Raw genomic sequence first — 13,273 nt, 5'->3', positions numbered from 1 at the left:
TTCTAGATGGAAGGGCGTCAAAGGTGCTTGCTTCTTCGTGCGGACAGACGAGACCACGTGCAATATTCTTTGATAAATGACAATATTTAGAAAAATTATTTTGATATTTTGGGGTGTTACCAAATGAAACAGGTCAACCTCGACAAACTGGACCGTCGCATTCTGGATGTTTTGCAGCAGGATGGACGCATCAGCAACCAGATGCTCGCCGAACAGGTCGGATTGTCCCCCGCCGCCTGCTGGCGCCGGGTACGGACCCTGGAAGAAGCCGGCGTCATTGTCGGCTACAGCGCCCGGCTGGACCCGGAAGCCATGGGCCAGGGTCTGTGCGTGCTGGTAAATCTCTCGCTTCAACGCCACACCATCGACAGCACGGCGGAAATCGAGCGTGAGGTCAGCAGCTATCCAGAGGTCCTGCAGTGCTTTGCGGTGACCGGCAACGCCGACTTCGTGTTGCGGGTTGTGGTGCCAGACATGGCCAGCTACGACCAGTTCCTGAACGAAAAGATCTTCACGTTAAAGGGAATTGCCCAGGTGAACTCCAACTTCGCCCTGCGCGAGATCAAGAATACCCATACCCTGCCGGTCAGCGAGTGATGGATCAGGACAGTACCGCCCGAGTCAGGGGAATTGCATACCCCCGCATCGCCATTGCGCGTATCCAAGGCGTTGTAAAGTGACTATACTGTGACCTTTGTCATGCATCGCGCCGCGATGCCCTGCCCTCCGAATTCCGAGTAAATCAATGTCAGAAACGTCCTTTGCCGACCTGGGGCTGGATGCAGCCGTTCTCGAAGCTGTCACCGCCGTTGGCTATGAAACACCCTCGCCCATCCAGGCGAAATCCATTCCGGCTCTGCTCGCCGGCCGCCACCTTCTTGGGGTTGCCCAGACCGGCACCGGTAAAACGGCGGCCTTCGCGCTGCCGTTGCTGAGCCGAATCGATGCCTCAACCGCAGAGCCGCAGATCCTGGTGCTGGCCCCAACGCGGGAGCTGGCCATCCAGGTCGCTGAAGCGTTCACAACCTACGCCAGCAAATTCCGGCAGTTCCATGTCCTCCCGATCTATGGCGGCCAGGACTTCGGCCCCCAGATCAAGGGTCTGCGTCGTGGTGCCCAGGTGATCGTGGGAACCCCGGGTCGTTTGCTGGACCATCTGCGCAAAGGCACGCTGAAGCTCAACAGCCTCAAGGCGCTGGTGCTGGACGAAGCCGACGAAATGCTGCGAATGGGTTTTATCGACGATGTCGAAGCAATCCTGGCGAAAACCCCTGAGAACTGCCAGCGCGCGCTGTTCTCCGCGACCATGCCGCCGCAGATCAAGAAAGTCGCCCAGACCTATCTGAGGGATGCAGCCGAAGTCAGAATCGAGAGCGAGACCCGCACTGTGGAGCGGATCTCCCAGTTTGTGCTGCCGGTCTACGCCGAACGCAAGCTGGACGCCCTCACCCGCATCCTGGAAGTGGAACCGTTCGACGCGTCGATTATTTTCGTACGCACCAAGGCGGAGACCACACTGCTGGCTGAAAAGCTGTCAGCACGCGGCCACGCGGTCGCGCCGCTCAATGGCGATCTGAACCAGCGCCAGCGGGAACAGACGGTTGAAGACCTCAAGCGGGGCAAGAAGGACATCATCATCGCCACCGACGTCGCCGCCCGCGGCCTCGATGTGCCCCGGATCACCCACGTGATCAACTACGATGTGCCCTACGACACCGAAGCCTACATTCACCGGGTCGGTCGCACCGGCCGCGCCGGCCGCACGGGCAAGGCCATCCTGCTGGTAACACCGCGTGAACGCAGCTGGCTGCGCACCCTGGAACGGGCCACCAACTCGCCCATGGAGTCCTATCAGCTGCCCTCTCCCGCGGATCTCCAGAAGATGCGGGTACAACAGTTCGAGACCCAGTTGCTGGCGTTCGCCGAAGACGGCAAGTTGCCCAAGGCGATGGCATTATTGGATGAGATTGCCGAGCGCAACGATATGGACATGGCAATGATCGCCGGTGCCATGGCATGCTGGATGGAAATGGCCCAGCCGGGCGCATTGCCGCTGGAAACACCGGAAGCCCTGCCGGAGATTTCCACAGCGCCCCGCCGTGATCGCAAGGGCCCGCCTCCGGGCAAGAAGAGCTTCCGCAAGGGCCCCGGCAAGGGGTTCAAGAAAGACGCCAAGCCCGGCCACCGAAAAGGTGGCCCGAAGGGCAAGCCCGCCGGCAAAGGCGGCAAGCCCCCGAGCAAGCGTCCCGCCCGCTAAACGGCGCGGCGCTGATAAACGACGAAACTGTAGTCGTATGGGTTGTTATCGGACGCGGAGAAATCCTCCCGTCCGATTTCCTCCCACTCATCCCAGTTCACTTCCGGAAAGAACGCATCCCCGTCCACCTCAGCGTGGACCTGGGTAATGTAGATGCGGTCGACCAGCGGCAACGCCTCGGCGTAAATTTGCCCACCCCCGATGATCATCACCTCGTCTCCCCCTTCCAGCTCAGCCTGGGCTTTCGCTTTCACCAGCGCGTCATCCAGCGACGCGGCGGCAACGGTACCAGCCGGGGCCTCCCAGTCCGGATTACGGGAGATCACCACATTCATCCGGCCCGGCAGCGGCCGCCCGATGGAATCCCAGGTTTTGCGCCCCATGATGATGGGTTTGCCCATGGTCGCCTGCTTGAAGTAACGCAGGTCGCCGGGGAGATACCATGGCAACTTGTTGTTCCGGCCGATGACCCGGTTTCGGGACATGGCCACGATCAGAGCTGTTCTCATCTCCGGTCCTCTAGATTACGGCGGCTGTGATGAGAGGAGGCAGGCAGCCAAAACCCGCTCGAGCACGTCCATGTGACGCTTGAGCGGAGCCATCCGTGGCTCCGCACAGTTTTGGCTGCCTGCCTCCCCCCATCACAACCTGACTCCGGGAGTTTGTAGTTCTTGAAGTTTTACAGAAACCGCGGGGTAGCGATTACTCAAAGATCGGGTGAACGGGCGGGCAGGGTTTTCCGAAAATGTGCGGAGCCATGGATGGCGGAGCCCAAGCCGCACAGGACGTCTTGAGGCGTTTTTCGGAAAACCCTGCCCGCCCGTTCACTTCCCGCCATTCCGCATCAGATCGCAATGGGCGCCTTGATCCCAGGATACGGCTCATAACCCTCGAACTCGAAGTCCTCGAGTTCGTAGTCAAAGATGCTCTCGGGCTTGCGCTTGATGATCAGTTTCGGCAACGACCGCGGCTCGCGCTTGAGCTGCTCGAAGACGATGTCGTCGGTCAGATGATTCTGGTAGAGATGGCAGTCGCCAAAGGTGTGCACAAATTCCCCCACACCAAGGTCACACTGCTGGGCGATCATGTGGGTCAGCAAGGCATAGGAGGCAATATTGAAGGGCACACCGAGGAACAGATCGGCACTGCGCTGGTACAGCTGACAGGAGAGTTTGCCGTCGGCCACGTAGAACTGGAACAGGCAATGGCACGGAGCCAGTGCCATCCGGCCTTCGCGGACATTGTCCTGTGGACTGATGGACTCGTCCGGCAGTTCCGCCGGGTTCCAGGCGGAGACGATCAGGCGCCGGGAATTGGGCTTGTTGCGGATCTGGTCGATTACCTCGCTGATCTGATCCACCACCCGGCCATCCGGACACTGCCAGCTTCGCCACTGTTTGCCGTAGATCGGACCCAGGTCTCCGTTTTCCAGTGCCCACTCGTTCCAGATGGACACTTTCCGATCTTTCAGCCAGTTGTTATCCGTCGATCCACGGAGGAACCACAGCAGCTCGTAGATGATGCTCCTCAGGTGGACTTTCTTGGTCGTCACCAGAGGAAAACCCTCCTGCAGATTGAAGCGCAGCTGACGCCCGAACACCGAGCGGGTCCCCACACCGGTGCGATCGCCCTTGTCGAAACCGTTATCGACAACGTCTTGCATCAGGTCAAGGTAGGCTTTCATGCCGAATGTCTCCGGTAAGCGATAGCAATGAGAATGGCGCCGGCGAGGATCATTGGTGACGACAGTACCTGCCCCATGGTCAGCCAGTTGAAGGCCAGGTATCCGAGCTGGGGATCCGGCTGCCGGACGAACTCCACGAGAAAACGGAAGATGCCGTAGCAAAGCAGGAAGAGACCCGATACCGCCATCCGGGGCCTTGGCTTGGCGGAGAACCACCAGAGGATGAGGAACAGGGCGACCCCTTCAAGCGCGAACTGATAGAGCTGGGATGGATGTCTTGCCAGGGCGTCCGGCGCCTTGGGGAAGACCATCGCCCAGGGTACATCCGTGGGCTTGCCCCAGAGCTCGCCGTTGATAAAGTTGCCGATCCGGCCCGCGCCGAGGCCGATAGGGACGAGTGGCGCGACGAAATCGGCAATGCGCCAGAATCCGGCATCGACCTTGCGGCCATACCACCACATGGCGAGCATCACCCCGAGCAGCCCGCCGTGGAACGACATCCCGCCTTCCCAGACCCGGAACAACCAGAGCGGATCCGCGAGGAACAGGTCGAAATTGTAGAACAGGACATAGCCCACACGGCCACCGAGAATCACGCCGAGTGCCAGATAAAACAGGAGGTCCCCCATCTGTTCTTCGTTGATCGGAGACCAGGGCTTTCGGGTACGTAACCGCCCGAGCCACCAGCCGGCCAGGAAGCCAAGCAGATACATCAACCCGTACCAGTGGATCTTCAGCGGGCCGATGGAGACGGCAATGGGATCGAACTGCGGATATTTGATCATCAGAGACCTGTCAACTCAGGAGGAAACGGAGCCCCACGATCAGGAGCACGGTGGCAAAAATACGTTTGAGAATTCTGGCATTCAGGCGGTGGGCAAGATTTGCGCCCACCCGTGCGAAGAGCACGCTGGTGAGGATAATACCAACCAGCGCCGGCAGATAAATGAATCCGACGCTGTAGTCCGGCAGGTTCGGATCCTGCCAGCCGGTCCAGACGTTGCCCAGCGCCCCGGACAGGGCGATCGGCAGCCCACAGGCAGCAGAGGTACCGACAGCGTTCTGCATACGCACGTTACACCAGCTCAGGTAGGGCACCGTCAGCGTACCGCCGCCGATGCCGAAGATGGCAGAGGCCCAGCCGATGCCGACACCAGCGGCTCCAAGCCCGCCCGCTCCCGGGATGTCGCGGGAGGGCTTCGGGTTCACTTCCAGGTACATTTTCAGCGCCACCAGGATGGCAAACACGCCGATAATCAACTGTAGCGCGCGGCCACTGAGGAAGGCGGCCGTCCAGGCCCCGGCGATCGCACCCAGAACGATGCCAACGGTCATGGGCCGGAAGATATCCCAGCGCACCGCGCCATGCTTGTGATGGGAGCGGATTGACGAGAGCGATGTGAAGACGATGGTCGCCAGCGAGGTACCGACAGCCAGATGCGCTGCAACGTCCGGGCTGACCCCCTGCACACCGAAACTGAAGATGAGGACCGGCACAATAATCAGGCCGCCCCCGATGCCGAACAGGCCCGCCATGATCCCGGCCAGTGCGCCAAGCGCCATGTACAATGCGAATACGGTTACCAGGGTCATCGTCATATACGCCCAGAAGAAAACAAGGCTGGTATGATACACACCGTTCGTGGCAAGTTCATTCCCCAACCTCACGTTCTCTGGAGTCGACTCCGTTCATGTGTCTGATCGCATTCTGCCTGGGCCAGAGCCCCCATTTTCCACTCGTGGTGGCCGCCAACCGGGACGAATTCTTTCATCGCCCGACAGATCCGATGGCCTGGTGGACATCAGACTCGGGGCTGCGGATTCTTGCCGGGCGCGATCGTCAGGCCGGAGGAACCTGGCTGGCGATTACCCCGGATGGAGCCGTATCGGCGGTAACCAACGTACGTGAGGGCACGCCGGAGGCGGGGCGATCCACCCGCGGCGAACTTCCACTGAGGGCGCTGGCAGAGCCGCATTCAGAGCTGTTCCGCTCGCTGGCAAGTGATCCCGACCGCTATGCCGGCTTCAACCTGATTCACCTGAATCCGCAGAGCGGCTGGTATTTCAGCAACCGGGACGCGCACCCCGGCCGGCACCTGCACCGGGGCACCTACGGCCTGAGTAATCATCTGCTGCAGACACCCTGGCCCAAACTGCTAAGGCTGCGACAGGCCGTGGACCGGATTGTGGAAACCGCCAATGAAGACGCAGACGCGCTTCATCAGCAACTGATTGCGCAACTCCAGGATTCCGAGCCTGCGCCGGACCGCTTTCTCCCGGACACCGGGGTTGGTCTTGCCACGGAACGCTTCCTGTCGTCCCCGTTTATCGTGGGCGACGACTACGGCACCCGGGCCACGACCGTCGTTACCGTCTCCCGCAGCGGGAATATCCGGGTGACCGAACAGAATTGGGGACCAGGCGCGGCAAAAGGCGGCTGCCAACGCTTTGACTGGCAGCGATAGCGTTCCGGCTCTGATATAATCCGCGAAATTCTGCACCCGACCGGAGGGCCTGATGGCCGGTGAAAAAGACACCACATCCCTTGCCGACTTCGAAAAATCACTGGATGAGCTGGAAAAGCTGGTCCGGGATCTGGAACAGGGCGAGTTGTCGCTGGAGCAGTCTCTGACTGCCTTCGAGCGCGGGGTCAAACTGACCAGGGAGTGCCAGCAGGCGCTGAAAAGTGCCGAACAACGAGTCGATCAGCTGGTCGAGAACAGCGACGGCACTCTGGAAACCCGCCCCTTCTCTGCGGATGACGCTGACTGATGAGCGAACAGACCCTGGACGCCACTCGCTTCCTCGACAGTTGCCGTGACCGGGTTGATGCCGAGCTGGATCGCTGTATCGACCGGAATGCCGCATCGGAACGGCTTCAGGAGGCCATGCGCTACAGCGTGCTTGGTGGCGGCAAACGAATCCGGCCAGCGCTCTGCCTGGCGGCCGCCAAGGCCGTTGGTGGTTCCTTTGAGTCGGCGCTGGTGCCGGCGTGTGCGGTAGAACTCATACACGCATACTCGCTGATCCACGATGACCTGCCGGCCATGGATGACGATGAGCTTCGGCGCGGGCGCCCCACGACCCATATCGCCTTTGACGAGGCCACCGCGATTCTTGCCGGTGACGCCCTGCAGGCCCTGGCGTTCGGCATGCTGTCAGAGAGCGCCACGCTGGGCTCCGACGCTCGGCTAGCCATGATCGGCGAACTGGCGGCCGCCGCCGGTCACCGGGGTATGGTTGGCGGCCAGGCGATCGACCTCGAGTCGGTGGGTCGAACACTGACCCTGGCCCAGCTTGAAACCATGCATCGCCACAAGACCGGAGCGCTTATTCAGGCCAGTGTTCGCATGGGGGCGCTGGTTTCCCCAGAATTGGACGAGCGAGCGCTCGACGCCCTCACCGCCTTCGCGAAATCACTCGGGCTGGCGTTTCAGGTTCAGGATGACCTTCTGGACATCGAGGGAGCGACTGAGGTCATCGGCAAACCCCAGGGCTCCGACGAGGCACGCGCAAAACCGACCTACCCGGCGCTGCTGGGGCAGGAAGGCGCCCGCCGCCACCTGGCGGACCTGCTGTCCGACGCCCACGAAAGCCTGCGGGCGTTCGGGCCGGAGGCGGACCCACTGAGAGCGATGGCGGACTTTGTGGTGGCACGAACCCATTGAACCACCCGGCGCCAAAGGCGCACACTTGCGGTACTGATTCTTGAACTCATTGGACGACCCCAAAAGACCCGAGCAAATGCAGGATACATACACATTCAGGGAAATTCCCTTGCAGCGGCCGAACACGCCGCTGCTGGACCGGATCGAGGTACCGGCGCAGTTGCGTGAGCTGCCGGCAGAGCAGCTGACCCAGCTGGCCCGTGAACTCCGGGCCTTTCTGCTTTGGTCGGTCGGCCAGACCGGTGGCCATTTCGGTGCGGGACTCGGCGTTCTGGAACTGACCGTGGCCCTGCACTACGTATTCAACACCCCGGAAGACCGCCTGGTGTGGGACGTCGGCCATCAGGCCTATCCTCACAAGATCCTGACCGGACGCCGGGAACAGATGGGCACCATCCGCAGGAAAGGTGGGCTGGCCGGCTTTCCGAAAAGGGCCGAGAGCGAATACGACACCTTTGGCGTGGGGCATTCGAGCACGTCCATCAGCGCAGCCCTGGGCATGGCCATCGCGGCCCGCATGCAGAATACCGGTCGCAAGAGCATAGCCGTCATCGGCGATGGCGCCATGACCGCCGGCATGGCGTTCGAAGCGTTGAATCACGCGGGCCACCTGCACGCCAATATGCTGGTGGTACTCAATGACAATGACATGTCCATTTCCCGGAACGTGGGCGGGCTGTCCAACTATTTTGCCAAGCTCCTCTCCAGCCGGACCTACAACCAGGTTCGGGATGGCAGCAAGAAGGTGCTTCAGGGTGCGCCGCACCTGATGGCACTGGCGAAGAAGACCGAAGAGCATTTCAAGGGCATGATCGCTCCGGGAACGCTGTTCGAAGAACTCGGTTTCAACTACATCGGACCGATCGACGGTCATGATCTGCCCCTGCTGGTGGAAACGCTGGAAAACATCCGTGAGCTGGATGGTCCCCAGTTCCTGCACGTGGTTACCACCAAGGGTAAGGGGTTTGCTCCGGCCGAAGCCGATCCGATCGGCTACCATGCCATCAACAAGATCGAACCGGTGCCACCAACCCGGCCAGAGCCGGTCAAGAGCACGCCGTCACGCCCCAAATACGCCAATGTGTTTGGCCAGTGGCTTTGCGACGCGGCGGAACAGGACGAACGGATTGTCGGTATTACGCCGGCGATGTGTGAGGGCTCGGATCTGCTGGCCTTTTCACAGCGTTTCCCGGACCGCTACTTCGACGTCGCCATCGCCGAGCAACACTCGGTCACCCTCGCCGCAGGGCTGGCCTGCGACGGAGCCAAACCCGTGGTTGCCATCTATTCCACGTTCCTCCAGCGCGGCTACGACCAGCTGATTCATGACGTGGCGATCCAGAACCTCGACGTTCTGTTTGCAATCGATCGTGCGGGCCTGGTGGGTGAGGACGGACCCACCCATGCCGGCGCATTCGATATTTCCTATCTGCGATGCATTCCGAACATGGTGGTCATGACGCCGTCGGACGAAAATGAAACCCGGCAGATGCTCCATACCGGCATGTTGTTCGAAGGTCCAGCCGCTGTCCGTTACCCCCGCGGAACCGGGCCCGGCGCCGAGATAGAACCGACCCTTGCCCCTCTCCCGCTGGGCAAGGGCCGTCGGGTGCGGGACGGCACCACCGTTGCCATTCTCAACTTCGGCACGCTGTTGGCCCCTGCGCTGGAGGCCGCCGAGGCTCTCGACGCCACCGTAGCGGACATGCGATTCGTCAAACCCTTGGACGAAGCACTGGTCCTTGAGCTGGCCGAGCAGCATGACCTGCTGGTGACGCTCGAGGAAAATGTCGTCGCCGGTGGTGCGGGCAGCGCCGTGACCGAGTTCCTGAACAGCCGGGAGGTTTCTCAGCCTGTTCTGCAACTGGGCTTGCCGGACACGTTTATCGACCACGGAAAACACACCGAGTTGCTCTCGGATTGCGGCCTGGATGCAGAGGGCATCCGTGAACGAATCGCCAAGCGACTTCAACACGTCCGGCTCAAGGCCGTGAAGTAATCAGCCTCCCATCAAAAAAGCCCGCACTGAGTGCGGGCTTTTTTGATAAGGTCTGAGCCGTCAATCCCGGTCACTCAGGGTCATCGTCCTGATGCGTTTCCAGCCAGTGGCCGAGCTTGCTCTGTTTGGTGTTCAGGTAATTTTCATTGTGCGGGTTACGACCGACATGCAGCGGGACCCGCTGGGCGATATTGATACCGTATGACTCCAGGGCTTTCACCTTCCTGGGATTATTCGTCATCAGCCTGAGGCTTCGAATCCCGAGATGCTCCAGCATATCCCGACACATGCTGTAGTCTCGCAGGTCGGCGGCAAATCCGAGTTTCTCATTGGCCTCCACGGTGTCGGCCCCCTGATCCTGCAGATGATAGGCCCGGATCTTGTTAAGCAACCCGATACCGCGACCTTCCTGGCGAAGGTAGAGCAGAACACCCCGGCCTTCCCGGGCAATACTTCGCAAGGCCTCTTCCAGTTGATAACCACAGTCGCATCGCATGCTATACAGGGCATCGCCGGTCAGGCACTCGGAATGGGTCCGGGCCAGCATCGGCTCGTCACTCTCCAGATCGCCCAGGGTCAGGGCGATATGCTCCTTACCGGTATCCGGTTCCTCGAAACCGTGCATATCAAACACCCCGAACGGGGTCGGTAGCCGGCAGGTCTGGATGTAACGAACAGCCACAGTCTATCCTCGTGGTTCAGTCAATCGGGGCGCGCATTCTACCACGGAGCCGCCAATTTGGCGTAGTCCCGGCCAGTAGAGTTCCGCGGCGCCGATCAATGCAGGGCTTGGTACGCGGGATCGGGAATCCCGGATCACGGACTGACGACCCAATGTCCGCTACGCCCCCCTTTTTTCTCCAGCAAACGCACACCGTCCACCGTCATGCCGCGGTCGACCGCCTTGCACATATCGTAGAGCGTCAGGGCCGCGACGCTGGCCGCAGTCAACGCCTCCATCTCCACCCCCGTCTGTCCGGAGAGTTTGCAGCGGGTCAGGATATGTACCGACGCGCCGTCATCGCCAGGCGCCAGTTCGACTTTCACGGACGTGAGGTTCAGGCTGTGGCAGAGGGGAATCAGCTCGTGGGTCTTTTTCGCAGCCATGATGCCGGCGATCCGGGCCGTTGCAAAGACATCACCCTTGGGGTGCTCGCCTTCGATAATCATCCTCAGGGTTTCCGGCGCCATACGAATCGTGGCTTCAGCCCGGGCTTCCCGCTCCGTAACAGCCTTATCGGTGACATCCACCATTCGGGCTTCGCCCTTGTCGTCGAGATGGGTCAGTTGACTCATGGTGCCTCCAGATTGGCATTCAGGAAATGACAGGACAGTGATGTCCAGTGTAACGGAACTCGGGGTTCAGGCCTTGATATCAATCGGATTCACGCCACCAGTACCGGATCCCGGCGACACCCTGACCGCCAAGCTCTCGGGCCCGGAGCACATCTTCCGGCCCGAGGCCTCCGAGTCCGTAGACCGGCAGCGTGGCACTGGCAACCAGTGACTGGAACCGGGGCCAGCCAAGGGCCGGCCGGCCAGGATGACTGTCTGTCGGCAAGACCGGGCCAAGGGTGGCGAAATCCGCGCCGAGGGCTGCGGCATGAGCCAGCTGCGCTTCGTCGTGGCAGGAAACGCCGAACCAGACAGAGACCGGCACCGGGCGCGACTCGAGGGTCTCAGCCTCCCGCCAGGGAAGGTGAATTCCGGCCGCCGACGGCATTCGGGTATAACGTCCGGATGGGCCATGAAGCAGTGGCAGGTGTCCGAGTTCACGACAACGTCCGACGGCCTGCTCGGCAAACGCAAGGTAGGCATGCTCGCTCAAACCGGGCGCACGCAGCACCACCATGGCCGGCCCACCGGGGTTGAACCTATCCAGACTGTTTTCAAGTATCTCCAACCCGTTGCCCGGATCAGTGAATGGGCCACTGATCGCCAGAAAAGGCGGGAGGCGCAGGGCCCGGATAATGGGCCGATTGGCAGCCGGGAACTGATCATCCCGTAGTTCCGCGGGAGTGAGCCAGTCAACAGGCTGGCCTTCCCGGCCCTCGGCCTCGCCAATGGCATCCCGGGTGTGCCACACGTCCAGAAAGACCCGCTTGTCACCATAGTTGTGACGGATCCCGATGACCGGTGTCAGGGAGTCTTCCGGGACCTTCAGGCCCGTTTCCTCTGCGATTTCCCGGATCAGGGCCGTCTGAACCGTCTCTCCTGGCTCGACCTTCCCCCCGGGAAACTCCAGCAGACCGCCCTGGTGGGCGTGATCCGGTCGGCGCGCAATCAGTATTCGACCACGCCGCTCGATAACGGCAACCGCCACATGGACCTCGCGCCCGGACGAACTGGCTTTCGTCATGTCAGGTCCGGTATTCCGCATTGATGGTGACGTAATCATGGGAAAAATCGCAGGTCCACACCGTTTCACGGACCTCGCCCCGCTTGAGATCGATGGCAATGGTAATTTCTTCGCGATCCATCACCGCCTGCCCCCGCTCCTCGGAATAGTCGTCGGCCCGGCCGCCATGTCGCACCAGACAAACGTCGCCCAGATAGATTTCCAGAGCGTTGAGATCCAGACCGGAAACCCCGGCTCGTCCCACGGCTGCCAGAATCCGGCCCCAGTTCGGATCAGAGGCATAAAGGGCCGTTTTCACCAGTGGCGAATGGGCAACCGTGTAGGCCACATCCAGCGCCTCCTGCTGACTGGCCGCACCGCTCACATCAATGGTCACGAACTTGGTGGCACCCTCGCCATCGCGCACAATCGCATGAGCCAGTTCCAGATAAACCTGCTCCAGCGCATCCCGCAATGCTGGCAGATCCGCGCAGTCAGCGGTTATTTCCGGGCCGCCATACTGGCCGGACGCCATCAACATACAGGCATCGTTGGTGGATGTATCGCCATCAATCGTGATCCGGTTGAAGGATTTCTCGCCAAGGCCAGAAGCCAGGGACTGCAGGAGATCCGGCGCGATGAGCGCATCTGTGGCGATGAAACCCAGCATGGTCGCCATGTTCGGACGAATCATCCCCGCGCCTTTACTGATTCCGGAGATCGTGACCGTGTGCCCGTTCACCTCCACCTGGCGAGTTGCCCCTTTCGGACGGGTATCGGTTGTCATGATGCCGCTGGCCGCTTCCGCCCAGCGATCCTCCGACACACCCTCCATCGCCTGCGGCAGAGCATTGACGATTTTTGTAACGGGCAGGGGTTCACCAATCACGCCGGTGGAGAACGGCAGGACCTCCTCCGGGCTGATGCCGGCCTGATCGGCCAGGGCCTGACAGCAGGCAATCGCGTCTTCCATGCCCTGCGCGCCGGTTCCGGCGTTGGCATTGCCGGTATTGATCAGCAGGTAGCGGGGCGAGACCAGAGACAGATGACGACGGCTGAGGGTCACCGGTGCCGCACAGAACTGGTTACGGGTAAAAATTCCGGCCACCCGGCTTCCAGGAGCGAGCTCGAACACCACCAGATCCTTTCGGCCCGGCTTTTTGATACCGGCGCTGGCAATGCCCAACCGGACTCCCGCAACCGGGAAAAACTCAGGCAGGGTACCTGGACCTACCGCCATGGCGCATCTCCTTCTCTGAATACGGATACAAAACGTTTATAACGCAAAAACCCGCAGCCCGGTTGAAACCGGGTTGCGGGCCAATGC

The 13,273-nt window shown here is 61.1% G+C and carries 14 protein-coding genes; 6 read left to right on the top strand and 8 right to left on the bottom strand.

The genetic code is table 11. The annotated features are described in order from the left end of the window. Positions 1 to 123: 123 nt before the first annotated feature. Together MLD04_RS14010 and MLD04_RS14005 are read left to right on the top strand one after the other, a co-directional pair. A complete protein-coding gene (locus MLD04_RS14010; protein ID WP_248159638.1) occupies positions 124 to 597 on the top strand; it encodes an Lrp/AsnC family transcriptional regulator in 474 nt (157 codons plus the stop codon). A 148-nt stretch (positions 598 to 745) separates the two neighbouring features. Next, complete coding sequence (locus MLD04_RS14005) at positions 746 to 2,257, top strand: DEAD/DEAH box helicase (protein ID WP_248159636.1); 1,512 nt, start codon at positions 746 to 748, stop codon at positions 2,255 to 2,257. Here MLD04_RS14005 and MLD04_RS14000 read toward each other — a convergent pair. The 4 genes from MLD04_RS14000 to MLD04_RS13985 all read right to left on the bottom strand — a co-directional run bounded on the left by MLD04_RS14000 (position 2,254) and on the right by MLD04_RS13985 (position 5,534). Then, on the bottom strand, positions 2,254 to 2,766 hold the full coding sequence (locus MLD04_RS14000; protein WP_248159634.1) for a dihydrofolate reductase: 513 nt from the start codon (positions 2,764 to 2,766) through the stop codon (positions 2,254 to 2,256). The genes MLD04_RS14005 and MLD04_RS14000 overlap by 4 nt on opposite strands. Before the next feature lie 335 nt (positions 2,767 to 3,101). Next, positions 3,102 to 3,941 carry a thymidylate synthase gene (locus MLD04_RS13995; protein WP_248159626.1) on the bottom strand — a complete coding sequence of 280 codons (840 nt, stop codon included), beginning with the start codon at positions 3,939 to 3,941 and terminating at the stop codon, positions 3,102 to 3,104. Next, the gene (gene lgt / locus MLD04_RS13990) at positions 3,938 to 4,726 is read right to left on the bottom strand and encodes a prolipoprotein diacylglyceryl transferase (protein WP_248159624.1); all 789 of its coding nucleotides are present in this window, start codon (positions 4,724 to 4,726) and stop codon (positions 3,938 to 3,940) included. The genes MLD04_RS13995 and lgt overlap by 4 nt, the downstream gene beginning before the upstream one ends. 10 nt (positions 4,727 to 4,736) lie before the next feature. Next, a complete protein-coding gene (locus MLD04_RS13985; protein WP_248159622.1) occupies positions 4,737 to 5,534 on the bottom strand; it encodes a sulfite exporter TauE/SafE family protein in 798 nt (265 codons plus the stop codon). Positions 5,535 to 5,632: 98 nt separating this feature from the next. On the opposite strand from MLD04_RS13985, the gene MLD04_RS13980 reads away from it, so the two are divergent. From MLD04_RS13980 to dxs, 4 genes are all read left to right on the top strand, one after another. Then, the gene (locus MLD04_RS13980; RefSeq protein ID WP_248159621.1) at positions 5,633 to 6,406 is read left to right on the top strand and encodes an NRDE family protein; all 774 of its coding nucleotides are present in this window, start codon (positions 5,633 to 5,635) and stop codon (positions 6,404 to 6,406) included. A 52-nt stretch (positions 6,407 to 6,458) separates the two neighbouring features. Continuing rightward, complete coding sequence (locus MLD04_RS13975) at positions 6,459 to 6,713, top strand: exodeoxyribonuclease VII small subunit (RefSeq protein WP_008937212.1); 255 nt, start codon at positions 6,459 to 6,461, stop codon at positions 6,711 to 6,713. Further along, on the top strand, positions 6,713 to 7,609 hold the full coding sequence (locus tag MLD04_RS13970) for a polyprenyl synthetase family protein (RefSeq protein WP_248159619.1): 897 nt from the start codon (positions 6,713 to 6,715) through the stop codon (positions 7,607 to 7,609). Before MLD04_RS13975 ends, MLD04_RS13970 begins: the two co-directional genes overlap by 1 nt. Positions 7,610 to 7,685: 76 nt before the next feature. Further along, positions 7,686 to 9,608, top strand: a complete 1,923-nt coding sequence (gene dxs, locus MLD04_RS13965; RefSeq protein WP_248159617.1) for a 1-deoxy-D-xylulose-5-phosphate synthase — start codon at positions 7,686 to 7,688, stop codon at positions 9,606 to 9,608. A 70-nt stretch (positions 9,609 to 9,678) separates the two neighbouring features. Here dxs and ribA read toward each other — a convergent pair whose 3' ends face one another. From ribA to argJ, 4 genes are all read right to left on the bottom strand, one after another. Continuing rightward, entirely contained in the window at positions 9,679 to 10,290 is a 612-nt protein-coding gene (gene ribA, locus MLD04_RS13960) for a GTP cyclohydrolase II (RefSeq protein WP_248159615.1), read from the bottom strand. Between the two features lie 134 nt (positions 10,291 to 10,424). Beyond that, a complete protein-coding gene (gene moaC, locus MLD04_RS13955) occupies positions 10,425 to 10,904 on the bottom strand; it encodes a cyclic pyranopterin monophosphate synthase MoaC (protein WP_248159613.1) in 480 nt (159 codons plus the stop codon). 79 nt (positions 10,905 to 10,983) lie between these two features. After that, entirely contained in the window at positions 10,984 to 11,967 is a 984-nt protein-coding gene (locus tag MLD04_RS13950; RefSeq protein WP_248159611.1) for a Nudix family hydrolase, read from the bottom strand. Position 11,968: 1 nt separating this feature from the next. Then, the gene (gene argJ / locus MLD04_RS13945; protein WP_248159609.1) at positions 11,969 to 13,186 is read right to left on the bottom strand and encodes a bifunctional glutamate N-acetyltransferase/amino-acid acetyltransferase ArgJ; all 1,218 of its coding nucleotides are present in this window, start codon (positions 13,184 to 13,186) and stop codon (positions 11,969 to 11,971) included. Between the last annotated feature and the right edge of the window lie 87 nt (positions 13,187 to 13,273).

Origin of the sequence: Marinobacter koreensis (assembly GCF_023156285.1) — a bacterium.
GTDB classification, from domain to species: domain Bacteria; phylum Pseudomonadota; class Gammaproteobacteria; order Pseudomonadales; family Oleiphilaceae; genus Marinobacter; species Marinobacter koreensis.
Note: the sequence above shows the minus strand (reverse complement) of the source record. Positions and strands in the feature narration are given on the sequence as shown.

Excerpts from the sequence above, each read along its gene's own strand:
- MLD04_RS14010 (WP_248159638.1), top strand. The coding sequence starts at position 124 with ATGAAACAGGTCAACCTCGACAAACTGGACCGTCGCATTCTGGATGTT.
- MLD04_RS14005 (WP_248159636.1), top strand. The coding sequence starts at position 746 with ATGTCAGAAACGTCCTTTGCCGACCTGGGGCTGGATGCAGCCGTTCTC.
- MLD04_RS14000 (WP_248159634.1), bottom strand. The coding sequence starts at position 2,766 with ATGAGAACAGCTCTGATCGTGGCCATGTCCCGAAACCGGGTCATCGGC.
- MLD04_RS13995 (WP_248159626.1), bottom strand. The coding sequence starts at position 3,941 with ATGAAAGCCTACCTTGACCTGATGCAAGACGTTGTCGATAACGGTTTC.
- lgt (WP_248159624.1), bottom strand. The coding sequence starts at position 4,726 with ATGATCAAATATCCGCAGTTCGATCCCATTGCCGTCTCCATCGGCCCG.
- MLD04_RS13985 (WP_248159622.1), bottom strand. The coding sequence starts at position 5,534 with ATGACCCTGGTAACCGTATTCGCATTGTACATGGCGCTTGGCGCACTG.
- MLD04_RS13980 (WP_248159621.1), top strand. The coding sequence starts at position 5,633 with ATGTGTCTGATCGCATTCTGCCTGGGCCAGAGCCCCCATTTTCCACTC.
- MLD04_RS13975 (WP_008937212.1), top strand. The coding sequence starts at position 6,459 with ATGGCCGGTGAAAAAGACACCACATCCCTTGCCGACTTCGAAAAATCA.
- MLD04_RS13970 (WP_248159619.1), top strand. The coding sequence starts at position 6,713 with ATGAGCGAACAGACCCTGGACGCCACTCGCTTCCTCGACAGTTGCCGT.
- dxs (WP_248159617.1), top strand. The coding sequence starts at position 7,686 with ATGCAGGATACATACACATTCAGGGAAATTCCCTTGCAGCGGCCGAAC.
- moaC (WP_248159613.1), bottom strand. The coding sequence starts at position 10,904 with ATGAGTCAACTGACCCATCTCGACGACAAGGGCGAAGCCCGAATGGTG.
- MLD04_RS13950 (WP_248159611.1), bottom strand. The coding sequence starts at position 11,967 with ATGACGAAAGCCAGTTCGTCCGGGCGCGAGGTCCATGTGGCGGTTGCC.
- argJ (WP_248159609.1), bottom strand. The coding sequence starts at position 13,186 with ATGGCGGTAGGTCCAGGTACCCTGCCTGAGTTTTTCCCGGTTGCGGGA.